The 24,180-nt window shown below is 34.4% G+C and carries 25 protein-coding genes; 8 read left to right on the top strand and 17 right to left on the bottom strand.

Going from position 1 to position 24,180, the window contains the following annotated elements; genetic code table 11:
• Positions 1-26: 26 nt before the first annotated feature.
• The 4 genes from tsaD to RM706_RS15515 are packed head-to-tail and all read left to right on the top strand — an operon-like array spanning position 27 to position 2,702.
• The gene (tsaD, locus tag RM706_RS15500; protein ID WP_311353183.1) at positions 27-1,049 is read left to right on the top strand and encodes a tRNA (adenosine(37)-N6)-threonylcarbamoyltransferase complex transferase subunit TsaD; all 1,023 of its coding nucleotides are present in this window, start codon (positions 27-29) and stop codon (positions 1,047-1,049) included.
• 2 nt (positions 1,050-1,051) lie between these two features.
• On the top strand, positions 1,052-1,381 hold the full coding sequence (locus tag RM706_RS15505) for a TfoX/Sxy family protein (RefSeq protein ID WP_311353184.1): 330 nt from the start codon (positions 1,052-1,054) through the stop codon (positions 1,379-1,381).
• Positions 1,382-1,393: 12 nt separating this feature from the next.
• On the top strand, positions 1,394-1,990 hold the full coding sequence (locus RM706_RS15510) for a GNAT family N-acetyltransferase (protein ID WP_311353185.1): 597 nt from the start codon (positions 1,394-1,396) through the stop codon (positions 1,988-1,990).
• 7 nt (positions 1,991-1,997) lie between these two features.
• Positions 1,998-2,702: a 16S rRNA (uracil(1498)-N(3))-methyltransferase gene (locus RM706_RS15515; RefSeq protein ID WP_311353186.1), complete on the top strand. Its 705-nt coding sequence runs from the start codon at positions 1,998-2,000 to the stop codon at positions 2,700-2,702.
• Here RM706_RS15515 and RM706_RS15520 read toward each other — a convergent pair.
• On the bottom strand, positions 2,699-3,478 hold the full coding sequence (locus tag RM706_RS15520; RefSeq protein WP_311353187.1) for a DUF1223 domain-containing protein: 780 nt from the start codon (positions 3,476-3,478) through the stop codon (positions 2,699-2,701). The two genes, RM706_RS15515 and RM706_RS15520, sit on opposite strands and share 4 nt — an antisense overlap.
• A 42-nt stretch (positions 3,479-3,520) precedes the next feature.
• Here RM706_RS15520 and RM706_RS15525 point away from each other — a divergent pair, with 42 nt between their 5' ends.
• Genes RM706_RS15525 through RM706_RS15535 form a run of 3 tightly spaced genes read left to right on the top strand, consistent with a single transcriptional unit; the run spans position 3,521 to position 6,461 of the window.
• Positions 3,521-4,171 (top strand): DUF4159 domain-containing protein, encoded by a 651-nt coding sequence (locus RM706_RS15525; RefSeq protein WP_311353188.1) that lies wholly within the window; start codon positions 3,521-3,523, stop codon positions 4,169-4,171.
• Between the two features lie 3 nt (positions 4,172-4,174).
• On the top strand, positions 4,175-5,275 hold the full coding sequence (locus RM706_RS15530) for an AI-2E family transporter (protein ID WP_311353189.1): 1,101 nt from the start codon (positions 4,175-4,177) through the stop codon (positions 5,273-5,275).
• Between the two features lie 7 nt (positions 5,276-5,282).
• Positions 5,283-6,461, top strand: coding sequence for a class I SAM-dependent methyltransferase (locus tag RM706_RS15535; protein WP_311353190.1), 1,179 nt, complete (start codon positions 5,283-5,285; stop codon positions 6,459-6,461).
• Between the two features lie 23 nt (positions 6,462-6,484).
• On the opposite strand, the gene RM706_RS15540 is transcribed toward RM706_RS15535, so the two are convergent.
• The 15 genes from RM706_RS15540 to RM706_RS15610 all read right to left on the bottom strand — a co-directional run bounded on the left by RM706_RS15540 (position 6,485) and on the right by RM706_RS15610 (position 22,190).
• Complete coding sequence (locus RM706_RS15540; RefSeq protein WP_311353191.1) at positions 6,485-7,207, bottom strand: M15 family metallopeptidase; 723 nt, start codon at positions 7,205-7,207, stop codon at positions 6,485-6,487.
• Entirely contained in the window at positions 7,207-7,923 is a 717-nt protein-coding gene (locus RM706_RS15545; protein WP_311353192.1) for a carboxylesterase family protein, read from the bottom strand. The genes RM706_RS15540 and RM706_RS15545 overlap by 1 nt, the downstream gene beginning before the upstream one ends.
• A complete protein-coding gene (locus RM706_RS15550; RefSeq protein ID WP_311353193.1) occupies positions 7,920-8,441 on the bottom strand; it encodes a 5' nucleotidase, NT5C type in 522 nt (173 codons plus the stop codon). The genes RM706_RS15545 and RM706_RS15550 overlap by 4 nt, the downstream gene beginning before the upstream one ends.
• 170 nt (positions 8,442-8,611) lie before the next feature.
• Positions 8,612-9,607, bottom strand: coding sequence for an endonuclease/exonuclease/phosphatase family protein (locus tag RM706_RS15555; RefSeq protein WP_311353194.1), 996 nt, complete (start codon positions 9,605-9,607; stop codon positions 8,612-8,614).
• Between the two features lie 661 nt (positions 9,608-10,268).
• On the bottom strand, positions 10,269-10,778 hold the full coding sequence (locus tag RM706_RS15560; RefSeq protein ID WP_311353195.1) for a hypothetical protein: 510 nt from the start codon (positions 10,776-10,778) through the stop codon (positions 10,269-10,271).
• A gap of 99 nt (positions 10,779-10,877) precedes the next feature.
• On the bottom strand, positions 10,878-11,384 hold the full coding sequence (locus RM706_RS15565) for a hypothetical protein (protein WP_311353196.1): 507 nt from the start codon (positions 11,382-11,384) through the stop codon (positions 10,878-10,880).
• Complete coding sequence (locus RM706_RS15570; RefSeq protein WP_311353197.1) at positions 11,381-12,217, bottom strand: DUF5694 domain-containing protein; 837 nt, start codon at positions 12,215-12,217, stop codon at positions 11,381-11,383. The genes RM706_RS15565 and RM706_RS15570 overlap by 4 nt, the downstream gene beginning before the upstream one ends.
• Positions 12,218-12,288: 71 nt before the next feature.
• A complete protein-coding gene (locus tag RM706_RS15575) occupies positions 12,289-14,862 on the bottom strand; it encodes a M1 family aminopeptidase (RefSeq protein WP_311353198.1) in 2,574 nt (857 codons plus the stop codon).
• Positions 14,863-14,868: 6 nt separating this feature from the next.
• Positions 14,869-15,330, bottom strand: a complete 462-nt coding sequence (locus tag RM706_RS15580) for a GNAT family N-acetyltransferase (RefSeq protein ID WP_311353199.1) — start codon at positions 15,328-15,330, stop codon at positions 14,869-14,871.
• 4 nt (positions 15,331-15,334) lie between these two features.
• Complete coding sequence (locus RM706_RS15585) at positions 15,335-17,968, bottom strand: DUF5916 domain-containing protein (protein ID WP_311353200.1); 2,634 nt, start codon at positions 17,966-17,968, stop codon at positions 15,335-15,337.
• Positions 17,969-18,032: 64 nt separating this feature from the next.
• Positions 18,033-18,383 (bottom strand): nuclear transport factor 2 family protein, encoded by a 351-nt coding sequence (locus tag RM706_RS15590; protein WP_311353201.1) that lies wholly within the window; start codon positions 18,381-18,383, stop codon positions 18,033-18,035.
• Positions 18,380-18,856: a hypothetical protein gene (locus tag RM706_RS15595; protein ID WP_311353202.1), complete on the bottom strand. Its 477-nt coding sequence runs from the start codon at positions 18,854-18,856 to the stop codon at positions 18,380-18,382. Before RM706_RS15595 ends, RM706_RS15590 begins: the two co-directional genes overlap by 4 nt.
• Before the next feature lie 200 nt (positions 18,857-19,056).
• Entirely contained in the window at positions 19,057-20,823 is a 1,767-nt protein-coding gene (locus RM706_RS15600; RefSeq protein ID WP_311353203.1) for a hypothetical protein, read from the bottom strand.
• Positions 20,824-20,878: 55 nt separating this feature from the next.
• A complete protein-coding gene (locus RM706_RS15605; RefSeq protein WP_311353204.1) occupies positions 20,879-21,400 on the bottom strand; it encodes a DinB family protein in 522 nt (173 codons plus the stop codon).
• Positions 21,401-21,407: 7 nt separating this feature from the next.
• Positions 21,408-22,190 (bottom strand): hypothetical protein, encoded by a 783-nt coding sequence (locus tag RM706_RS15610; RefSeq protein WP_311353205.1) that lies wholly within the window; start codon positions 22,188-22,190, stop codon positions 21,408-21,410.
• Between the two features lie 118 nt (positions 22,191-22,308).
• Between RM706_RS15610 and RM706_RS15615 the strand changes: the two genes are divergently transcribed.
• Complete coding sequence (locus tag RM706_RS15615; RefSeq protein WP_311353206.1) at positions 22,309-22,752, top strand: Lrp/AsnC family transcriptional regulator; 444 nt, start codon at positions 22,309-22,311, stop codon at positions 22,750-22,752.
• A 171-nt stretch (positions 22,753-22,923) separates the two neighbouring features.
• On the opposite strand, the gene RM706_RS15620 is transcribed toward RM706_RS15615, so the two are convergent.
• The gene (locus RM706_RS15620; RefSeq protein ID WP_311353207.1) at positions 22,924-23,607 is read right to left on the bottom strand and encodes a DJ-1/PfpI family protein; all 684 of its coding nucleotides are present in this window, start codon (positions 23,605-23,607) and stop codon (positions 22,924-22,926) included.
• Between the last annotated feature and the right edge of the window lie 573 nt (positions 23,608-24,180).

The following is a 24,180-nucleotide window of genomic DNA, read 5'->3' on the forward strand; positions in this document are numbered from 1 at the left end:
TACGATCAACTTCTGTTCCAAAATAGGTGAAAAGTCAAGAAAATTTTATTCTAGCCATTGAATCGTCTTGCGATGATACATCTGCCGCTGTACTTTGCAATGACAAAGTGTTAAGCAACGTGGTGGCAACACAACACATACATGAACAATATGGTGGGGTTGTACCTGAGTTGGCATCAAGGGCACATCAGCAAAATATTGTACCTGTAGTACATCAAGCATTAGCCAAGGCAAATATCGACAAAAAACACCTATCGGCAATAGCCTTTACTAGAGGCCCAGGGCTCATGGGATCTTTATTGGTCGGTACTTCTTTCGCTAAGTCTTTAGCGTTAGGGCTTGGTATTCCACTTATAGAAGTGAACCATATGCAGGCTCATATTTTAGCACACTTTATAAAGGATGAAAATCAGACTTCACCATCTTTCCCATTTTTAGCGATGACCTTAAGTGGCGGACATACTCAAATTGTACAAGTGAATGCTAACTTTGATATGGAAATCTTAGGACAAACATTGGACGATGCTGTAGGTGAGGCTTTTGACAAGAGTGCCAAACTATTGGGCTTACCCTACCCTGGGGGTCCTTTAATTGATAAATATGCTCAAGAAGGTAATCCAAAAGCGTTTCCGTTTCCCAAACCAAAGGTTGACGGTTTGAATTTTAGCTTTAGCGGATTAAAAACAAGCATTCTCTATTTTGTTCAAAAGAAAGTACGAGAAAATCCAAGGTTCATTGAAGAAAACTTGAATGATATTTGTGCTTCAATTCAATTTACCATTTTAGAAATTCTAATGGATAAATTGAAACTAGCTGTAAAACAAACAGGGATAAAACAAATTACAATTGGTGGTGGCGTAGCTGCAAATTCTGGAATTCGAGCTAGGTTAAAAGAAGCGGAAAATAGTTTAGGTTGGAAAACATACACTCCTAAATTTGAATATTGTACCGATAATGCGGCTATGATAGGCATTGTTGGATACTTAAAATTTTTAGAAAAAGATTTTGCAGCGCAAAATATTGCAGCAAAAGCTAGATATACCTTATAGCCATGGCATACAATGAAGACCTATCGAATAGAATTAACGTTGCCCTAAACATATTTCCAGATGCATTCACCGAGAAAAAGATGTTTGGGGGACTTGCTTATTTATACAAAGGAAAAATGACAATTGGTGCAATCAACAATGATTTAATGGTTAGAGTTATTGGCAATAAGATTGATGATGAGCTTGCAAAGGAGTTTGTAAGACCTATGGACTTTACCGGTAAACCAATGAAAGAATTTATATTCGTTTCTGAAGAAGGGTATCGAACCGAAGAGCAATTGCAATATTGGATTGAACTTGGTTTGGAACATGCAAAATCAAAACTAGCATAAACTTTTTTATTCATGAAAGATTGGTTCCAAAAAATAGAGCTAGAATTAGACGGAATAAAATTAGTTCCATTGGAGAAAGCCCATAAAAATGGTCTCTTAAAGGCGGCTTCAGATGGAGAGTTATGGAACTTGTGGGTTACTTCCGTTCCTTCTGAAACCACAATTAGTGACTATATAGAAACTGCATTATCCAATAAAAAAAGACAGACTGCCATACCTTTTACCGTCATTGATATAAAAACGAACGCCATAATTGGTACGACTAGGTATATGAATGTTGAAGCGGAAAACCGCAGATTAGAAATTGGTTCCACTTGGTATGCTAAATCTTACCAACGAACAGGAGTTAATACCATTTGTAAGTTTTTATTATTACAATATGCCTTTGAAACGTTAGAAACAGTCGCCGTTGAATTTAGAACCCATTGGTTCAACCATGCTTCTAGAAATGCCATTACTAGATTGGGTGCCAAACAAGATGGTGTATTGCGTAATCATAGAACCGACCTAGATGGTGCCCTAAGAGATACCGTTGTTTTTTCCATAATAAATGCAGAATGGCCAACGGTAAAAAAATCTTTACTTTACGAGATTAACAAATATAATTAGCAAAACAATGCAACTTTTCTACAACCCATCTCTAGACAATAGCTTTAAACAATTTTATTTTAGTGCAGAAGAAAGCAAACATATTGTAAAGGTACTTCGTAAAAAAGAGGGCGACATACTTTACATTACGAATGGAAAAGGGTACTTGTATAAAGCCGAAATTTTGAATGCGGATATTAAAAAATGTAAGGCCCAGATAATTTCTGAAGACAAGACCATTCCTCAGTCATATTCCTTGCATTTAGCTGTAGCTCCTACTAAAATGAACGACCGCTTTGAGTGGTTTTTAGAAAAGGCCACTGAAATAGGAGTCAACGAAATTACACCTATTCTTTGCGAACATTCGGAACGAAAAGTAATCAAACCCGAACGTCTGCAGAAAGTTTTGCAATCGGCTATGAAGCAGTCTTTACAAACCTATTTGCCCAAATTGAACCCAATGGTCACCATGGACGAATTCGTAGAGAAAAGCGAAGGAGATTTAAAGCTAATAGCCCATTGTGAAAAAGGTGAAAAAGTAGAGCTAAAAAGGAGGTTGCAAGCTGATAAAGATGTAGTCATTCTTATTGGGCCTGAAGGAGATTTTTCTAACAATGAGATTAGGTTGGCCTATGAAAACGGATTTTCTCCAGTTTCTTTAGGAAGAAACCGTTTAAGAACTGAGACCGCTGCCATTTATTCCTGTACGGTCGTAGCCATGCTCAATAATTAGGCACTATGCTTTGCAGCTCCAGTAATGGCTAAATCATCTTTTTCTACAATAAGTATTAATGTTATTGATTCGTTATCTTTTACAAAACTGGGTATTGAAATATTACCAGAACCCGTTTCTGTAGTCAGTCGTAAATAGTTTTCTGAAACTACGATATTGGAGTTTTTCAAAGTTCGATTGCGGTTCTCACCTCTTTTGACTGAAGTGGTCCTGCTATCTAACACCACTACTGTTCTTAAGTTTTTTCCTTTCAATTCTCCCTGCAAAGCATAATCAAAACTAATCGATGCACCCGTTTTTTTTATGTTAGAAATTAAAACTTTATTCTCTGAGTCCTTTTCACTGTATGCCCTAATTTTTGAGGTCAGCTTAGACTGATTAGAACCCACAAAGTGTTCCAAACCATTTACCACCATTTGCGGTGTATAATTACTTCTTGATCTAAATTTTTGATTATAAGCCCTTTGTTTCACACTAAATGCTGATTTACTAAAGGGGTCTTCCCAACCTATATAATTCCAATAATCAACATGATAAGATAAGGCAAATACGTTTTCTGGGTAGTTAGATTTAGCCTTGTCCAACAAAATATCTGCGGGCGGGCAACTAGAGCAACCTTGCGATGTAAAAAGCTCTAAAACCACGATTGGCTCATATCCCTCTAATTCTATTGGAGTTGGGATGTCAATAGCTTCATCTTCTACTTTGGATTGATAAAAGGCCATGGATGACAAGGCAATGACTATAACAACCGGAATTATAATTTTTTTATACATCTTATTCTGTATTTTTGATTCTCTCTGATTATTCGTTTTTGAATGAAGCAACTTACTAAAGCACTTGTTTTTTTAACTTTTTTTGTGACAACTCATATAAAAGCACAAGAAATTGCCATTCTGAAGTACGGCGGTGGCGGCGATTGGTATTCTAACCCCACGGCTTTGCCAAATCTTATCCGCTTTTGCAATGAAAATATAAACACTAAAATTGAAGCCAAACCGCAGACGGTTGAAGTAGGTGATGTAAATATTTTTCAATTTCCACTACTACATATGACCGGGCATGGCAATGTTTTCTTTTCAGGTGAAGAAGCTGAAAATCTTAGAACTTACTTATTGTCAGGTGGATTTATACATATCGATGACAATTACGGTATGCGCCCTTATTTAGAAAGAGAGCTTAATAAAGTGTTCCCAGACAAAGCATTGGAAGAATTGGGCAGTGACCATGCCATATTTAATCAAAAATACAATTTCACCGATGGGCTGCCCAAAATACATGAACATGATGGTAAGCGACCTCAAGCATTAGGTATTTTTCATAAAGGGCGATTGGTATTGCTTTTTACATTTGAAAGTGACCTTGGTGATGGCTGGGAAGATCCTTCCGTGCATAATGACCCCGAAGCAGTTCGTTTAAAGGCCCTTCAAATGGGGGCAAATATTGTAGCTTACGCTTTTAAAACCTAACCAATGAATTCAAAAACCATATCTAATGGAATTCTAAGAGCAGTTTTTATTCTCGCTGCTGTTGCAATAGCATTTTATTTTTTACTGAAGATACAGTCAGTTTTAGCTTATCTGGCCATTGCCGCAGTTATTGCCTTACTCGGTAGGCCAATCGTTTTGTTTTTGAGAAGGAAATTAAAATTTCCAAACACCTTGGCGGTCATTTTAACCATGGTTTTAATGCTTGCCATATTCATTGGTATTCTAGCCTTGTTCATTCCATTGATTAATGAGCAAAGTAGAAATCTTTCGCTACTTGATATTGAAGACTTAAAAGTTAACCTTAACACCTTATATCTTGAAATTGTCGATTATTTTGGAATTACCACTTCTAACGTAAATGACATTATAGAAGATTCAGATTTAGAGAAAAATGTTTTGGAGGGTCTTAATTTAAATTTCATTCCAAATTTTTTGAATTCCTTTTTAAACGTTTTAAGCAATTTTAGTATCGGGCTTTTCTCTGTTTTATTTATCTCTTTCTTCTTTTTAAAGGATAGCAAACTTTTTCAAAATGGCCTTTTGACTTTTGTTCCAAATACAAAAGAGGGCAACATGGTAAAGTCTATCGATAAGATCAATAATTTATTGTCAAGATATTTTGGCGGAATACTTTTACAGCTATTTATTCTGTTTGTAATCTACACGATTACTTTGTTAATTGTCGGGGTTGAAAATGCCATTGTAATTGCCTTTTTATGCTCCCTTTTTAACATCATTCCCTATGTGGGTCCAATCATTGGTGGGGTTATCATGATCACCCTGACCATGACCAGTTATTTAGGAGCTGATTTTAGTGCTGTAATTTTGCCTAAAACCTCCTATGTTTTAATCGGATTGCTAGTTGGTCAACTCATCGATAATTTCTTTTCACAACCATTTATTTTTTCAAATTCCGTGAAGTCTCATCCCTTAGAAATCTTCTTGGTCATTATTATAGCAGGGTTACTTTTTGGTGTAGTCGGAATGGTCATTGCTGTACCCGGTTATACAGCGATTAAGGTTATTTTAAAAGAATTTTTGAGTGAAAATAGTATTGTAAAAAAGTTGACTAAAAATTTATAGTAACACTTTGAATAAAGCTATTTTAAAAACTGGTTTTCAAGAATTTATAAAAAATAATTGGAATACTGACATCGTGTCAGTATTGCTTAAAAAGCCCTTTTTTGATGATGTAACCCAAAAAGAACTCTCAGAACAGCTTGAAGCCAAAAAAAAGTGTAAAGACAAACTGCCTACTTGGTTCGCTACTCCGCAAATATACTACCCCAAAAAGTTGCATATTGAGCAAACCAGTTCTGAGCAAACAGCGAAGTACAAAGCTAGTATTATTAAAGGAAAATCTCTCTTGGACATCACTGGAGGATTAGGTGTGGACAGTTACTTTTTTTCGAAAGAATTCGACCGTATCATTCATTGTGAAATCAATCAAAACCTTTCAGAAATTGCTGCCTATAACTTCGATATTTTGAATGTAAAAAACATCAAATGTATTGTTGAAAATGGACTTGATTTTTTGAGCACTTCAGAGAAGAAATTTGATTGGGTTTTCATTGATCCATCGCGACGAAATGATGCTAAGGGAAAAGTGTTTTTGTTACAAGATTGTCTGCCAAATGTTCCTGCAAATCTTAAAACAATTTTTGAGAAAACAGAAAACGTGATGATAAAAACCGCTCCCCTTTTAGACATCAGTCAAGGGATTTCAGATTTAAAATCTGTAAAAGAGGTGCATGTTGTTGCTTTCAAAAATGAGGTAAAAGAGTTGCTATGGATTTTAAAAAAAGATTTTGAAGATACCATTCAAATAAAAACCACAAACCTTCAAATCAATTCTGAAGAAGCATTTGATTTTACACTTAGTGGTGAAAAAAAGTTAATTTCTGAAATTGGATTACCAGAAAAATATCTTTACGAACCTAATGCTGCGATATTAAAATCTGGTGGGTTTAAATCTATTGGCGAGGCTTTTGGGTTAAAAAAGTTACATGAACATTCTCATTTATATACTTCAAATCAACCAATCGATTTTCCCGGGCGCAGATTTAAAGTTGAAAACGTATTTCCCTACACTAAAAAAGAGTTTCGAAAATTAAAGGGAACTAAAGCTAATATTACTACGCGTAATTTCCCCGAATCGGTAGCTACTATTCGTAAAAAGCTAAAGATTAGCGATGGTGGTGATAGCTATTTATTTTTTACAACCGATTTAAATGACCAGCTTATTTTTGTCTTTTGCCAGAAAATTTAATTTTTAACAATGATCAATTCACACTACTCACACTCCCACTTAAAATCAGCCACTTTATCATTACTGCCGTTGGATAGATTATAATGCCACCATTCAGTACGAATAGACCAAAAACCATGTTTTTCCATAGTTTCTTTTAGGAGTTTTCTATTGTCAAGTATGTTTTGGGGTAAATCTAGGTTATCGTGGTAAGCACGTTTCCCAAAAAAATCAAAATCGGTTCCCATGTCCAGCTCGTTTCCTTCTAAATCAACCAGAGTAATATCTACGGCACCGCCTTTATTATGAATGGAGCCTTTTACAGGGTTGGCAACATATTGTGGGTTGGGTACAATTTCCCACATTTTATATTGCACGGAATTAGGGCGATAGCAATCGTAGAACATTATCTTAAACCCCTTAGAAATAAATTCTTTATTAGCTTTAATCAAGGCTTTGGCCGTCTTTGCACGGGTATAACATTCCGCACAATCATAAACTTTAGCCTTTAAAAAATTATTTTCAGTTGCATAACGCATATCATAGACAAAATCATCGCTAAAATCTGCCAATCGAACAAAAGTGGTATCGGCTAGTCTATCGAAAGAACGAAACTCTTTTTGCGTAATCTGTTTTTCAACTGCACTATCTCTCACAGAGTCTAAAACAATTTCCCTTACTTCATCTACTGCGGTTTTTGGCACTTTCACTGACCTTTTACAGCCACTTATAATAAGTAATCCAATGAGAAAAAAATAACGTGCCATTAATCCCTTTTTTGGTTTTCCATCCACTCATACAAGTCATCCGTGGTGTAAGCCCTAGTCCAAGAATTATGACCTACACCTTTATAACGCGTATACTTCACCTTATAACTCATCTCTTTTAGTTTAGCCACCATTTTATCTGATTCTTCAACAGAAATAATAGGGTCTTTATCTCCATGAAAGACCCAAATGGGCAATTCTCTATCAATCCAATGGGCATAAGGTACTGGGGCCATTCCGCAGACCACGGCCAAAGCCGCCCACTTTTTAGGGTATTGCACTGCCAAGTCCCATGCTGCGCTTCCTCCTCTACTCAGTCCTGTTAAATAAACTCGGTTGGGGTCAACTCTATTGGTTGCTATAATTTCATCTAGTAATTGATTTACGGCATGAATGTTCCACCATTTTCGCTTATGCGGATTTTGTGGTGCCAAAACCAAGAACGGAAACTCCTTGCCCTGCACCAACAATTTTGGCGGTCCGTTTTTCTTGATTTCCTCCAGTTCAGCCCCAGACTCTCCACCTCCATGGAGAAACAATAGCAATCCAAAGTTAGTTTCTTCTTTATTATCGTAATCCCTAGGGTAGTAAAGATAATACTGCAAATTCTCTTTAGTAACGGTTTGCAGTTCACTATCAATCAAGCGACTTTGACCAGCGCAACCTCCTAAAAAGAGCACAGAAAGTAGTATAGATATCAAAACTAATCTGTTCATAATAACTTTTCTTCTATTTCTAACCATGAGTTCGCCCTTTCATAATCAACAGTTTTAGTATTATGAGGAGATGTAAATAAAATTGACCGGCCATCAAAATTGTGAAGGTTATAGCTTCTATCATCAATCAAAATATCTCCTTTTAAAATATGTTTATGACCACATAAAATTCTATTCTGCCATGGTATAAACGGAAAGAATTCATCTAACCAGTCAGATTTTTCTTTTAGCGAATTTGGAAACTGCATAGCTGCAGAAGCAATATAAACATGATGTTTTTTAGAAACTTTTTCTAAAACTTTCTGACTATCCTTAATCACCTTTAAATCTCTAAAGAAACCCACTTGCCAAGCGTGGTCTTTTACACTTTTCTGGTGTTCTTTTGGTACGCATTGCCAAAACTCTTTGCCATCACAATCTTCTTTGCCAAATGAAGTTTCAAAATCTTTTTGGTAAATATCTAAATGGGCTTGATAGGTATCTGCAACTACCTCATCCATATCAACAAAAATTGTCATTTCAATTGTTTTATGTGAAGTACGCCAAAAACTATGAATAAAGAAAATTAAGCTTAAAAAGATAAGCAACAGATAAAAAATATTGACCTCATCCAAAAACACTGCTCAACCCAAACGTTGTTAAGCACATAAATGCCAATATGTTAGTAAAAAACCTTGCTGTTTTCAGTCTACTCCACTGATTCTAATTCTAGCTCAATTATAAAAGGAGCATGATCAGATTCTGGAAACTTAGAATCTAGAGCAAAAGCAACCGATTCATCTTCTAAAGTTTCATTGTGTATTTCAGATGTCCTGTAGAATGGCATCAAAGCTTTGGAAATCAAAATATGGTCTATTAATCGTTTCTGCCCACGATAGATATAGGTGTACCTTGAAGATTCTGGAATAGTATTCTCACAAGCTACCATTTCAAATTGATTAAGTTCTGAGTTGCCCGTATTGGCCACCTTTCCCGCTATTGCCTCAACAGGGACTTCTTTAGGATGGGCGTTAAAATCGCCACAAACAACTATTTTAGCATTAGGGTTTTCTTCGAAAATAGAATCTATTAGCATTCTAGTCTCTATGGATTGTGCAACTCGTTTCATGGATGAAACAAAATACCCTTCTGCCCAGGCCGAGCTGTTTCTCCACGCAAATTGATTTATTTTTTGCCCAGTTACATTAGAAGCATTTCTAGATTTTAAATGAAGGTTGATTACGTGAAGAATAGTATCATCATTCACCCTTATTTTGACATAAAATATGGGCCGTTCTATTTTTATCTCTTTGGCCTGGTCCGCATCTGCACCTGTGTCAGTCACGTAATTATAGCTTGGAGGTGTAAGAAGGCTATTTTTAACTTGCACTGGTTCTCCCTCAAAAGAATATTTACTTACAATAACTAAATTTCTCTTATCATATACTTCATCACTGCCCTGTGTTTTAGTGGAAACCATATTGTAATCTTCATATGGAGTATTTTTTAAAAGTTCTTTCAGCGCAGTAATATCTCTTGGCTCTCCTACAGTCTCTTGCCCTTGAATTTCTTGAAAGCAAATAACGTCAGCTTTAAGTCTTAACAATTGAGGTCTTAAAACTTTAATTCTTTTCTCTAATGAAGGGTTCTGATTTTCTTGATCATCTAAATTTTCTAGATTGAATGTTGCGATTCTTAATTTCATCATATTTAGTTTTACGGTTAAAATGAAAAGTTTAGGAGCTTTAAAAAACCTAAAATTGTCATTGAATTATAAATCGAGAGGGGAAACTAGAATACCTACTTAAATTACTTTTTTTTCTTTCATTTATGAACTTAGCAAGTGAGGATAATGCATCCTTAATTTTTTCTTAACACACAGATTCCGTAAGGAGTATAAACAAAAAAACCTTCACATCTGTGAAGGCCTGGTATTCTTGGTAATCGCAAAAGGATTCAAACCTTCGACCGTCTACTTGGAAGCTTCTTTAAGAGTATTCACAAAATCTAATAACAAATAAAATTTATATTCATATCAGTTAACCTTCGTTCAAAAAAATTAAAAATCTAATAACTTATGATTCGGTTGATTCCGTTCCTAATTTTGCAACTCAACTGAAGCTGAATAATATGCCAATACAAAATATTTCAGCTATGTTTGGACCTAGCAAACTAAATACTACTGAGCCTTATTTGAATACTAGATAAGTATAACAAGTAATCGGTAACTTTCTTTTAAAATAATCAATACTCTACTATCAAAATTGCTGTTTTAAAAACAGAAAAATAGTACCATGAGCATTGAAATGCTAAGATAACTTTTAAAGAATTCAGCAAAAAAAAAGTCACTATTTTAAGCAGTTAGTTTAGTGTTCAAATAACGGAATGCCAATTTCTTTTTTATTAACTGGAACTTTCATAAGAAACCAAGAAACATCCATGTTTCTTTGATTTTGAGAAAGTATTGAATCTTTGTTCAAGCTAAGTGTAATTCTATCAGAAAATCCATTGGTGCCAACAATAATATTCCACTGTGTCGGCCGAAATAAAATGTTGGTTGTGTCTTTCTCAATTAAAGGATTTTGGCCCAAAATAGGTGTCATTTGAGCGTAAACTTCTTTATTGTTCAAGATGGTTAAGAATTGCGCCTCAAAAGTATGTTCTATTGTCAGAGTACTATCGCTTCTTAGTCGACCTCCAAAACCAACACGAACTTTCTCACCATTTCTTATGGCAAGAATTAAATCTTGTTTTGAACCAAATATGGTCTTTCCATTTGAATCATTCTTATATGCCAAATGCCATTGATTATGCGAAGACGCATCTTTGCAGGAACAAAGAATAACAAACATGAAGACTAACAAAATGTATCTCACAGTACATAAATTTGAATTATTAAGCTGTAAATCAGGTTTCTATTGACTACAATGAATGAAAAAGATGCATTCTTTTTTGATATTTTTATAAAATCAAATTCACCTTTTCTCTGAATACAGAGGAAGTGATTTAGATGTTTCTTTAGTTCGCTTACCAAACCAACTTATAACAGGGTTTTGAACTCTTCTGGTTGTTACAGAATCTTCTTTTCTATTATACCAAATAGCATCAAAATCGCCTTTGGTTGTTATGACTACGCGCCACTCTTCTTGAATCTTCGACAGTGTTTCGTAGTTAGCATTCCCTTTTTCCCAATTTACATTAGAGAGTACCTGCGGTTCTAAATGGGCAATAACTTCTTTTTCATCTAATATCGCTAGCCAAATAGGTTGTGCAATGTGCTCAATAGAATGTCTTTTATTCTTGTTGCCCCAGCCAATCTTAATGTCAGCACCATTTCTAATGCAGTTTATCAAACTTGCCTTATCACCTTTGATAACTTCTCCATTTTTATCCGTCGCTAAAACAACATCCCATTTGTCATTATTTATATTTTCTTGACAGGAAACGAGGATCAAACAAAAAAGAAATAACAAAACCCTCATTTCAAATATTTAAACGTGTCAACCATTATATATTTAGGACTTCTACTAATAAAATCTCTAAAAAATGCTGTGTGACTTGCCCCCATCAAAATAAAAACTCTATCCTCTGGTTTTAAGTTAATACGGTTTATATTAGAATACATTCGCAAGTTTCTCTTATAGTATTTTGCAGCTTCATCTGCTCCTTCAAAATTACCATCAGTACCCGCGTGGGTTAACACATCTGAGTTAATGCTAATTAGAAAATCTAAATATCTATCAGCATTGCATAACTTTAATTTATCCAATAATGGTATATCCTTATTATTCTCATTACTATCATCATACTCTTCAATACCTTTAAAAGGGTTTTTATAATATTCCGTTATTGTTTGATTGTCAATTTGATTATTAATTTCCCTTGCCACCTTATAATTATATCCCATTTTATGGTCTACGCCATAAATTCTTTTTGCGCCCACTAGTCTTCCTAGTTCATAAGCCAGTAGTTCAATTTCACTTGGGTTTTTGAATCGTTTTTGTGGATTCTTTGCATATTCAGCGTACTGCTCTTGAAGCCTAGCATTGTAATCAGGCACAGTTTCCACCAAAATCACCGTAGGTTTAAACTGAGCTAGCTTCTCAGCTATTTGGTGTACCTCTTTTATATTTTTTTCATCATTTTCGTCAAACTCTGTTTTGTTCTCATCTGTGGTTAACCCCATATGAAAAGTACCAAAATTCAATACTTTAATTTTATTTGTTTCCTCTCCATTATATCTCGTACTATTCTGAGCGGCAAGAGTTATTGCGAAAAGACATAAGCAGCAGACTAAATATTTTTTAAATTCCATAATTGAGTGATTATTATTATTATTTGATGGATAATCAAAACCCTTAAATGTTACACTTTAAGCGCCATATTTCAATTTACCGGAAATTGATTTTCTAAATTCTCTAAGGCCCTAATTACATTCTTATCAATTGCGTATTCTTTTTTCAACATTTTAACCGCTTGTAACCAATATTCACCTCCTAAAATACCTAGAGTTTGTGCATTGTAAAAAATATCATTCATATTTCCATCTTCAATAGCATTGCTAAAGTTTTTGAATACCAATTTACTTCCTTCTTCGGTTTTATCTAGTGCTTTTAATGTGTAAGCGGCAGCTAACCTATGATCCCAGATGGGGGTGGCCAAATTCCAATGTGGCTTATTCGAATCAAAAAGAGCGTCCATAGCTAGGTCATAACCGCGTAGGTCTTTCAACTCTTTTAAACCATATAAAGCACTTATCAAACTTTGATTTTTCCAAGAAGGCTTTTTAGGTAGGTCCATAAGTGCCGTATATGCTTTTGAATCTCTACTTTTACCTAAAGCAATTGCAGACATAAAAACAACTCTGTCACTATAGTCTTTTAAGCCTTCTAAATATATTGGAACATACTTCTGGTCCCGAGTGTTTCCCAAGAAATTAATTGTCCAAGCTTTCACCCAAGAAGTTTCTCTTTCCACCAACTGTAGTAACACCTTTTCTGTTTTTTTATCTAAGACAATTTTGAAGTCAGAAGAAGGGTTAAAAAGTTGCCCCAATTGACTAATTGCGGTAAGACGCATTCTCCAATAGTCTTCATTAAAAGATTGACTTAGTAGAGCATCCTTCACTTTTGATCTTATTTCAGCGTCAGTAGTGTCAGACAACACTCTAGAAGTAAGCCTTTGCATAGTTGTTATACGATGCAAAACATCTTTACTCGTTTTAAGTTCAATTAAAAGCTGCTCCGCTTCCTTTTGAATTGATATTTGCTCTTTGATCCAAGTATCTTCAAAGTCTAAGTTTACTAAACTTGGGGATGTATTTGTGGAAAACACAAAAGTATTTTTATAGGCTGCTTCGATATTAATGCTCTCAACTTTTTCATTAATCTCAATAAGCATTTTTCCTTTAAAAAACGGAATACGCTTACCTCCAATAGTGGAATCCACTTTTTGTTGTTGATAAATATCTAATGTCAGCTCGTTTCTAGCATCATTAAAACGGTGTTCTACCCTGAATTTTGGATGTCCAACCCCATAAATCCACTGTTCAAAGAACCAATTCATAGGCTTATTGGCAATTTGGTTTACAACATCGATAAAGTCCTCTGTAGTAATCAGCTTATCGCTATATTCATTTACATAAGTTTGGATTAATTGTTTCCATTTTTTCTCTCCCAACTCTTTGCGCAACATATGCAATACCCTAGCCCCTTTGAGGTAAGGAGCATTGCTATTTACAAAATAATCAACATCCTCAATATTATCTGGGACTACTATTGTTTGAAGTTCAGCATTCCAATCACTTAAATAAGCAGACAAATCAGGAGAAAGCTGATAGGTTAGAAACTCAGTATTTCCATTTTTATATTCATTATAAAGACCTGAAAAATACCGCGAAAAACCTTTAGTCAACCAAGTGTCGTTCCAGCTTTTTGGTTTTAAGTAGCTGCCAAACCATTGTGCTGCTAAAGCCTCACTCTCAGTTAAGTCCCAACCATAAAAAAAATCCTCGTGGGTGGTTTTATCATCAATCATATTTTCAGTAATAATTGATGTTGCTAAACCAGGTTTCCAACCACCAAAATCTTGAACAAAAATTTGAGAATAGCTCTTGTAAGGATACTTTACTCCCATATACTCTGAAAAGAACTTCATCATATCTGGTAAGCGTATCACACTTTCTTTAGTTCCTAACTTTTCATCAGGATATCCATAATTATTGATATTGACATCTTGATATTTCTGCTCTACATTTGCATACGCTCCAACAACTAGAAACGTGTTATGTGGGCTGTATTGTTGATTACTAATCCAGTTATAAATTATATTATCGCCATTTTGAACTGATGATACCAAACTACCACTTGATATTGCTAAAAGGTGTTTTTCAACACTTATTGTTATGTTCGTTGTTCGTAAATCTTCTGGGTTATCATTTGAAGGAAACCAGTATCTACTAGAATTAGGTTCACCAAAAGCCCAGAGTTGTTGTCTTCTTTCATTCTCTGTTTGTGTTGTCTGGAAATATCGCACTCCATTCCCAAAACTTCCCCAAATATTAGATGGGTCTGACTGATTTTCGTATAACGTTTCAAAACCGATATCCAAAATGAGAGTATCCGTAAAGTCAATATTATTTTGAAGATTTATCGTAATTAAAGAATCATTTACTGTGTAACCAATTGAATTCCCATCCTTATTTTTAACGTACTTTATTGACATTTGTACTGCGTTCAATCTAATACTATCAACAATTTTATTTGGCAAAATTTCAAGTCTCGTATTCCCAAATAATCTTTTGTTATCCAAATCTACCGATATATCAATATCTTGATGTAAAACATCAAGATGACTGTTTGCCCAATCTGTAGTGGTATTAAACGTTTTAGATGTACATCCTACTATTAGCATTAACGTAAGATGAAATATTATGAAAAGGGTAATTTTCTTATGTGTCATAGTATGCTATTGTTTTGTCTTCAAAAAGAAGCGTTCTTTAGATTTAGATTTAGCGCCAATGCGTCTGTAAAACTTCATCGCCTTAGTATTAAAATCAGGAGTTTGCCATTGTATTAATTCGCAATCTAGAAAAGTAGCCTCTTTCTGAATTCTCACTATCAACTTTTCGCCCAACCCTAGCCCTCTTGCAAATTCTCTTATGAATAGGCAATCCATATAGATATACTCTCGTGCATCCCAAGTAGCATATTGCTTCATATAAGTTGCATACCCTAATAAAACCGAATCGTATTCTACGACTAAACAGTAAAGTTTCGGAGATGTCTCGAATAAGTCTTTCTTTAAAAGTTCAGCCTTCCTTTCCATAACATACTCAGCTTCTTCATAAGCTGCGTGTAAATGACACAGCTGAATTATTTGGGGAATATCTTCCGGCTTTGCAAATCGTATTTTTCCTTGAATTTTCATCTTATTATCTAATAAACCTATATGTTAGTTTCACTAAGAAAATGTTATTCAGCTCTTTGATATTGTATCGAAGATTGGATGTTAATCCATTATTAAAATCACCAAAATTTGAAGCATCTTGACTCCAGACTAGATATAACTCAGAGCCGGGTATATATTCCCAACGCAATACCATATTTGAACGCCATTGTATAAAAGCAAAATCAGGTTGAAAGAAATTATAATCTGAAACTCCGTCGGTATTTTCATCTATGAGATAGTTTCCCGATTCTAGTTGAATTTGGGTGTTGGAATATGACGTTACTCGTTGATTTAAACTATTTCCAATAGGGTCATCTACGAACTTGAAATCATCATAGACTCCTTGTGAAATAAATGGCTGCCCCCAATATTGTAAACTTAAAGTAGGTGTCAAAATGTAATCGATGCGCAAAGGAAAATTGAGCGTTTCTTGATTTACGGTGCCCAGAATATATCTTAAATTATTTTCGAAATTGGAGGTGCTTACATATTGTAATTTATCCTTAGTCTTTGTGTAAGATGGCAACAACGAAACCGTAAGTGCATTGGTCGGTTGGTAGGTAACTGAACCGCCTAGGGAAAGACGATTCAATGCATTTTCTGCCATTCGTTGAGTTGAGGCGTTTGCTCCAAAACGTAACTTTTTGCGACTATCAGAAGTAAAGCGTCCACCAAGTGTGTATTCATAGGGTAATTTAAATCTAGGACCTCCGCGCAATAAAAAATTATTAAAATTAATAGGTTTAAAATCTACAGATCCGTTAAACCAGGTGTTATCCTTTAAGTTAAACCAAGCATTGGTATTAAAGATGAGCTCATTGAGATTCCCTCCAAAATCAAAGGCCGCAAAGTGATTATAATTTAATCGCCAAGAACGCATAGATTTTAAAGGTTTTGTGGTTCTATATCCTATCCAGCCATAATAGCGAAAGTCATCTGCTCTTAATTGAAATCCAATATCATTGAGTTCTAATTCTGGTGAACGCCAAGTAACACCTGTTTGGAATAATAAATTCCCGGCACCTTTACCTATTTGTACATTCCCTCCTGTACCATTTAAAGCGGTAGCGTTAGGGTCGACATTTACGTGGTCGGCACCTTCTCGCTGAAATAAATGAGTGATAGATTGCTGTGTTCTATTTATTGCGTTTTCTGAACCAGTTACCGAGCTAAAAATAAGGTTCGCTTTAGCATAATACGTTCTGTTTTTCCAGTTATGGGTAACGTCAAAACCCCCTGTGTATGCAGATGTATGAAGAAAATCTAGATTGTCTGTTAGGCTACGATTGGTAGCCGTAAATATTCCTCCAATAAAAGTGTTGTTATTGTTAAAGTCTTTTTGAACCCTCGTAACGAGATAATTTGTAAAAGGTTCTACAGCCTCTTGTCTTTCTGAAGTGCCATCTGTAATCGTTGCTATTTCTTTTGTAGTTGTAGCTTCAAGAACTCCAATAGACCAGCCATCTCTTGTTTTACCACTAAATTTAGCGGCACCCAAAATTGTAGAAATATTGGGTTGTGAGTTGAATTCACCTTCTTGTAAATTCGGAAACCCTTGCGGTGACCTCCCAATACGCCTAGAGTAGAAAAGATTATCAAAACCAAAAGTGCGACCCCCATTTACAGAACTCGAAAAGGCATAATCAAAAATATTCTTGTTCTCAATAAAAAATGGGCGTCTCTCTTGAAAGAAAATTTGAAAACCATCTAAGGCAATTGCTGAAGGGTCTGCCTCTACTTGACCAAAATCTGGATTTATTGTAAAGTCAAGTGTAAGGTCATTTGTAATGCCAAGTTTACCATCAAGTCCTGCATTTAATTTGGTTTCACTGTTTTTTATAAGCGGATTTACACTTTGCTTCCCTAATTCGTTTTGTGATACAACGGTATATGGTTGAATTTCTAATTGGCGTTGCGGCTTCAAATTTTTAAGTCCGTGTAGCTCTCCAAAACTACTTACCCATCCTGGTGCATTTAATGGAGTGCGCTGCCAAACAGACCTTTCTTCTTTCCTAAAAAAACGTCTAGTAGACTGAATCCCCCAGACTTGATTGTCTGCCTTACCAAAACGTATTTGACTTAACGGAATTTTAATTTCTGCAGTCCATCCTTCATCATCGATGTTTGTTTTGGCATACCAAATAGGATTCCAAGTATTGTCCCAATTTTGGCCATCATTTGTAATATACTCTTCCCCTTGGACTCCAGAAACAGATATGGTAAACGAGTACGCTGTACGAAGATCACCTAGGCTACCCACATTGATTTCTACCCAATCGCCATCAAAACCATCCCTACGCGATAGGCGGCTTACTATTTTCTCTGGTTCATCATCATAACACTTAAAAGCAACGTACAAACTCTTATCGTCGTATATAATTTTGAGCTTTGTAGGATAAGATGGGTCTGTGTTTTCATCAGGACTTAATTCAACATAGTTTTCACTCCAATCAACTATATTCCATGTGTCTTCGTTGATTAGACCGTCAATTTTAGGAGATTTATTACCTTCTATATATGTAGTATTATAGATACGTTTTGGAATTGTATCCTGGGCACATACAACCCTACAAAAAAGGCAAAAAAGAGCTAAGGCAAAAAAATATATTTTTTGCATAAAGTACTGAATTTTAAATAGTTATATATATTTTATAGGAAATTACAATTAGTTAAATTGTATATTATTTTTCTTCCATTTTTCTAAAGGCATTTTTAATAGTAATTAGATCATCTCTAAATTTAAAAAGATCGCAACCGGTTACGTTCCTATTATTTGATAACTTATATTTCCATTCCCAAAAACCAAAATCCCCATTTATATAGATATTGGACACTTTCGAAGACAATGAATTGTCCAACTTCATCATTTTTTCTACTGCTTGGGCTACTTCACTCTTACCCGAATAACTTTCTTTTCCATCCGAAATGATTGACGGTCGGTACATACAATCTTCCGTAAAAAACCGCATAACCTCGTCTATATTTTTAGTTGACCAAGCTTCTGCGAAAGTCAATAAATGTTGCTCTGTCATACTGCTTTACAAAAAGTTGCTTTTATATATCCTATATAATCTGGTTGATTTGCCTTTGATAGAATATGTTTAATCCAAGACGCTCTTTCATGTGCAAACACCTCAAGTTCCCAAACACACAACAAAGAATTTGTATTGTAAGGAGAATCTGTTATGATATCAGGTGTGTCGAAGCTTGAAAAAAATACTTTAGATTCAACCATCTCACCACCAGTCCACCAGTTTAACAGAATCCAAACACCTTCCCTAGCTTCATGAATAATCAAGAATGCCTGTCTGTAAGTAGGTAGTTTAGCATTTTCTATTTGACCAAGCCATACAGGCAAATGTCGTTTGCAATTTTGAAGTATCTGATCAGAAGCGAATTCGGGTTTATTAGTTATAGTATAGATTTTAATAGCCCAATCACTACTATTCAAAAGCTCGCTGAACTGTATGGTTCTAGGTTTATATACTTCAAAAACACTGCTCATCATTCTTATGATTTTATGGTTGGATATTTATCTCTCATTTCATCAACTTGTTCTCAAGTTTTCCTTTCAACTACTCCTTTGTTGATGAAGGAAATCTATTTAATATGGCGATTGGCTTTATTGGTCTAGGTAAAAAATTAGCGTCACAACTTGGTCTAACTTTTAACATCATATAACTGTTTTAAATCCAGCAATCAGAACTATGGAATTTGGTCTTTCCAATCTATGATTTTGAACTCCACGGCGTTAATTTTCTTTTTTAATTGGATAGGAGGATATGAGTTTTCTTCATTATCAAATGGTAGCCCTTCAACTACTGCTTCACTTGCCCAGTTACCTCTGGTAAACTTTAACATTGTTGGATAATGTAGCTTAACATTAATTTCTCTTTCAAAATCCGATATCCTTTCCATTCGAAAAACCGACCCCCAATTAGCTAAACTCCTTTGATTACCCGCAATATATACTTCATCAGAAGCATTTGGAACGACTACCCTAATTCTGGTATCATAAGCTTCTAAACTAGTATTAAGAGCCAATCTGTGCGTTCTTTCTTCTTTCTGAGAAAATGGGTTATTCTTAGTATACAGTTTAACCTTCTCATCAAAAACCTCTCGTCCATCAACAACAAAACTGTAGTCGTAAACTCCATCGGGCAAGTTCACCTTCAACACCCAACCATCATTGGACTTGGACATATAATTGTATATACCCCCAGGTAAACCTTTTACAAAAACATCTCTGGCATCCCTGTTCTCATTAAGTTTTATTGTCGTATTGAACCCTTTTTCAAACTCCCCATTAAAACGTGTAAGTATATAAGGTACATCCATACTGGTGTCTGGGTATTTTTTCTGATATTCTTTTACTATTGCAATAGCTTTTCCTTTATTTCCTCTATTATAATATGCGATTGCACGAGCACCAATCATCCAATGTCCAATAGGGTCTGATTTTAGATATTCCTCTAAAAATGGCAAAGCGTTCAAATCATACTGACTACCAATTTGATTAGTTACAAATGCTGCAAGAACTGTATTCTTCATCTCACGATCCAGTTCAAAAGAGTTAAGTGTCTTTAATGCCTCTTCTTCATGACCTGCTTTATAGAGACTATAGGCCTGACTCAATGGGTGTTTGGGAAATAAATCTCTCATCAAATAGGATTTTTGCCCCCAACCCAATAGTTCTTTAATATTAACATTAAATGAGTTTTCATAATCAAGACCAAAAAAAAACCAGATATCTCCAGTAGTGAGATTTTGAATATTCGAGTAAATTGTTGCTAATGGCCCCTTCTGAGCGGTTTTTTTGCATATAGCATTAAAAGTATCAAGACTAGGTCCTTTATTTTCTAAAACTTCTTTTGCAATTGGATACCTCCAGCAAGTGCCAGCATCTTCTTTGGCACAAATACTAAAATTTGTAGATAATTGATAAGGGGCATTTTTCAAAATACGACTACCGGTGGGGTCTATCATGCCGAAATTCCCATATTTATCTGCTAAATGCATTTGAGCACCCTTAAAACCTATATCAAACCAATAGACTTCAAAGAAATCTATTACCTCCTGAACAGTACCGAAATTAGCCAGTATATGACTCAAAATTGCTTGATCACCACCAGGGAAAGATTTCTTTTTATCCAGGTTGTTTATAATGTACTGTACACCCGATTCAGTGAGTATATTAAAATCATAGAACAATCCCGCTTCATTCATTCCACCCTGAATATTAAAGTTTTTACCATTTTCGGGGGAATCATAAGAAAGGGTGTAGTACCCATATTTTATGGATTGGTTTTTTGGGAAAACGTTTATATAATTATAAAAACTGAAGTTGTTATCCTCGTTATTTCCAACCCACACTTGACCATTTTTTGCGATGGCTGAAAATATGGTACAAGCGAATGCCTCAGAACATACTAATAGAAAAACTATTAAAATTTTAGATGATAAATATCTCATAATAATGTATTCGAATTCGTTTAATAATGACCGTGCATTAGAGCGTCTTTTTATTTCATAAATATCTTTTGTTTATGATTTCCATATGCCATATTTCATGGCCCGTAATCGTAAAAGCAGCAGCCCTTGAAGACATTGGACCTAGCTGGATTTTACCAACGCGCTTCAAATCATCTACGGTCAAACTAGATAAAAGCCCAATGGAGTTAGCTCTTGAAATCTGATATTCATCGATCAATACTTCTATACTCTTTTCATTCGCCCTAGAAGGTTGTATGTATATTGACTGGTCAAAATCAGCAAGAACAGTTTTATCATTTCTCGCAATCCTAAAGCATCGGTACATAAAAATCCTTTCAGTATCAATTAAATGCTGAAAAACCTCTTTTATGGTCCATTTACCTTCTTCATATCTAAAAAGATGAAGATCAGATGGTATATTATTAAAAAAGTCTACCACTTCGACCAATGCAAGTTGAAAAGATTCAATTAAACCCGTAGACTCATCAAGTTTATTTATATATCTCGAATAATATGGATGATATTCAACTTCATTTAAATCGGATATTACAGTCATTTTTAGTTTATTTATATATTATATTTTGAATTATAGGGTCGACAGTTGTGTATTCTTGTGGTATATAAGTTATTGCCTTTGGAATCAAATCGTTTAAATATTCTATTTGAAAACTTCGCTTTCCATGTTTGTCAAGAATCATATTGTTTTCTGAAAGGCTTACTTCCCATTTAGTACTTTCACCCCATACCTCAGGCCTAAAACCCGGAGTAAAAGGAAGTCCAAAATTTGGCTTTTTTCTATCATCATATTCAAAATGATGTACTTGCTCATATTCCTCACCTGTCCAAGAGTCTACCAATAGAAATATAGCTTCAACAACATTTTTATTTTGATCATCATAAATGAAACGAACATAAGGCTTTTCATCGTTTCTATTTATGGAAATGACCTTATCAATGTCATTGTAATTTAAATTCCTGGTACTGATGATATTATCACTTTTTAAAATTGTCACTCTCTTAATTTTATCATCTTCATAATTATATTTGATTTTATAAGAAAATTCAGGAAAAGTGATATAATCACGCTCTATTTCTATAAGAAAATTATTTTCATACTTGAATAAAAATTGTATTTCATTTTTATTCTCTAAGTCACTATAAGTAATTTTTGTAAGTCTTTTGTGATTGTCATATTGATAAATCCAGGTGGTATCTCCATCATAGTCGGTCATGTAGTCAACCAAACCGAGCTGAATCCTTAGGAGGTCCTTAATATCATTTTCCGAATCATCAATAGAACAGTTAAAACAGCAAATTGATAATATGAACAAACTCAATCTTTTCATCATAAAAAATTTAGTGATATAAAATTATTATAATTACCACAAGAAATTAATTATTATATTTGAAATTATTTTATATTTTATTTATTAAATAATGTTTTTATTAAAAATATCCTTATAAATGAAAATTGATGAAATTAACTGGAAAATTCTGCAAATGTTACAAGAGAATGCTCGTGTGGCGTTGAAAGATTTGGCAAAGGAAGTTGGGCTTTCATCTCCGACGGTAGCAGAGCGCATTCAAAAAATGGAAGATGCAGGCGTTATAGAATCATATAACACAAAAGTAAACCTAGATAAACTAGGTTATTCCCTAGGGGTTTATATTACTATTAAAATTCGGTTTGGGCAAACCCAGCGCTTTGAGGAGTTTATTTTAACTGTTCCCGAAATTAGTGAGTGTCACAAACTTACAGGTAGAGATTGTATGCTTTTAAGAGGTGTTGTACGCGACCCTAAACATCTAGAAGAACTTAATGTGAGATTAGCTGTGTATGGAGAACTTACAACTTCCTTGATTTTGAACTCTGTCATGGATGGTAAAATCTATTGCGAACATTTCTGATAGCTTGATAAGCTTTGATTAGTATCTTTTATTTTCACGTCTTTTCTTTAAAGATATCCGGACAGCGTTTGAGGAAGAGATACCACAGGCCACAGAATATTTATTTTATCAATGATTTGGCAATTTAGTTTCACTATAAATCAATGAAAAAAGAATATTATTAGTAATTACTTATTCATAACCCTTATACTCCATATAATTTGCAGTATTCTTAGCAACTTCTTTACCATAGAATTTTTCAACTATATGAAAGGAAAGATCAATTCCGGCGGAGATACCGGCTGATGTAAAAATTTTCTCATCTGATTGGATAAAACGCTTATTCTTTTGAGGCTTTGCACTAGGCACCATTTTCTCTATGAATGGATAAACCGTATTATGGGTACAATAGGGTTTATCGTCTAATTTACCAATCTTACCTAAGATAGCAGCTCCAGTACATACGCTCATTGTTAGTTCTGACTTCTCAACCATTTTAGCCACCCAATTTAGAGCTTCATCATCCTGCGCCACTAGACTGGCTCCCATACCACCAGAAATAATTAATACGTCAAAATCTGGTGCATCTTTAAATGAGTAATCAGGATTAACCGAAAGTCCGTTCATTGCTATAATCGGCTCTTTTGTTTTGGCTACAACACTTACCTCAAATAATTCATTATTATGAATCTGATTTGATACTGAAAATACTTCAAAAGGACCTGCAAAATCCAACACTTCAGCATTTTTAAAAATTAATATCCCAACAGTTCTCTTCCCTTCAGTTATAGAATCTAATCTTACCTTATCATTTTTGTTAGCTTTTAGAATACCGAATGAAGCAAGGCATAAAATAGATATAAGAATATTTTTCATACTGATTATTACTTTGAATTGTTCAAAACAAAGATCTTTATAAAGAACGAAACACTATATTAGTTAATTAGGTTATTCAGCTATTATGATTTAAATTATTAATATTAATAACCTGTATGCCTAATTAAATTTTAACAAAGTGTAATTACTCTTTTAAAATTTATCAGCAACAAATAAGCTAGTGAAACTCAGTTTTGTGCTCTAAGCCCAAAATCCTGATTTTTTCATTTGTAATATGTTCCAGCAATTAAAAAACTTGCTTGCGTTCGGACCTCTATTTCTCTTTAAGGATAAAATTATCATATTCCGTCAACCTATCCATTTCCCCCTTAAGCTTATAATATTCTAGTATATCAAAAAAAATCTAACAAAAATTTTGTGCAAAAATTAGGGTGAAGATTCATCCAAAAGTTTTTTGTGCTTATTCGAAAATATAGGAATATGGATTACCAAAGAAGAATGCATTTTAATTGATTCTAATTGGTTTGATAAACATTAATATTTGCTGAATTTTGAAGCGTTTGCAAATAAAAAAGCCTCAGAGAAGCAATAAACCTCTGAGGCCCTGTGAAT

Source organism: Croceitalea rosinachiae (assembly GCF_031846445.1).
GTDB lineage: Bacteria > Bacteroidota > Bacteroidia > Flavobacteriales > Flavobacteriaceae > Croceitalea > Croceitalea rosinachiae.

Coding starts and splice junctions, on each gene's coding strand:
- RM706_RS15505 (WP_311353184.1), top strand. CDS start 1,052: ATGGCATACAATGAAGACCTATCGAATAGAATTAACGTTGCCCTAAAC.
- RM706_RS15510 (WP_311353185.1), top strand. CDS start 1,394: ATGAAAGATTGGTTCCAAAAAATAGAGCTAGAATTAGACGGAATAAAA.
- RM706_RS15515 (WP_311353186.1), top strand. CDS start 1,998: ATGCAACTTTTCTACAACCCATCTCTAGACAATAGCTTTAAACAATTT.
- RM706_RS15520 (WP_311353187.1), bottom strand. CDS start 3,478: ATGTATAAAAAAATTATAATTCCGGTTGTTATAGTCATTGCCTTGTCA.
- RM706_RS15525 (WP_311353188.1), top strand. CDS start 3,521: ATGAAGCAACTTACTAAAGCACTTGTTTTTTTAACTTTTTTTGTGACA.
- RM706_RS15530 (WP_311353189.1), top strand. CDS start 4,175: ATGAATTCAAAAACCATATCTAATGGAATTCTAAGAGCAGTTTTTATT.
- RM706_RS15540 (WP_311353191.1), bottom strand. CDS start 7,207: ATGGCACGTTATTTTTTTCTCATTGGATTACTTATTATAAGTGGCTGT.
- RM706_RS15545 (WP_311353192.1), bottom strand. CDS start 7,923: ATGAACAGATTAGTTTTGATATCTATACTACTTTCTGTGCTCTTTTTA.
- RM706_RS15550 (WP_311353193.1), bottom strand. CDS start 8,441: ATGACAATTTTTGTTGATATGGATGAGGTAGTTGCAGATACCTATCAA.
- RM706_RS15555 (WP_311353194.1), bottom strand. CDS start 9,607: ATGAAATTAAGAATCGCAACATTCAATCTAGAAAATTTAGATGATCAA.
- RM706_RS15565 (WP_311353196.1), bottom strand. CDS start 11,384: ATGAGGGTTTTGTTATTTCTTTTTTGTTTGATCCTCGTTTCCTGTCAA.
- RM706_RS15570 (WP_311353197.1), bottom strand. CDS start 12,217: ATGGAATTTAAAAAATATTTAGTCTGCTGCTTATGTCTTTTCGCAATA.
- RM706_RS15575 (WP_311353198.1), bottom strand. CDS start 14,862: ATGACACATAAGAAAATTACCCTTTTCATAATATTTCATCTTACGTTA.
- RM706_RS15580 (WP_311353199.1), bottom strand. CDS start 15,330: ATGAAAATTCAAGGAAAAATACGATTTGCAAAGCCGGAAGATATTCCC.
- RM706_RS15585 (WP_311353200.1), bottom strand. CDS start 17,968: ATGCAAAAAATATATTTTTTTGCCTTAGCTCTTTTTTGCCTTTTTTGT.
- RM706_RS15590 (WP_311353201.1), bottom strand. CDS start 18,383: ATGACAGAGCAACATTTATTGACTTTCGCAGAAGCTTGGTCAACTAAA.
- RM706_RS15595 (WP_311353202.1), bottom strand. CDS start 18,856: ATGAGCAGTGTTTTTGAAGTATATAAACCTAGAACCATACAGTTCAGC.
- RM706_RS15600 (WP_311353203.1), bottom strand. CDS start 20,823: ATGAGATATTTATCATCTAAAATTTTAATAGTTTTTCTATTAGTATGT.
- RM706_RS15605 (WP_311353204.1), bottom strand. CDS start 21,400: ATGACTGTAATATCCGATTTAAATGAAGTTGAATATCATCCATATTAT.
- RM706_RS15610 (WP_311353205.1), bottom strand. CDS start 22,190: ATGAAAAGATTGAGTTTGTTCATATTATCAATTTGCTGTTTTAACTGT.
- RM706_RS15615 (WP_311353206.1), top strand. CDS start 22,309: ATGAAAATTGATGAAATTAACTGGAAAATTCTGCAAATGTTACAAGAG.
- RM706_RS15620 (WP_311353207.1), bottom strand. CDS start 23,607: ATGAAAAATATTCTTATATCTATTTTATGCCTTGCTTCATTCGGTATT.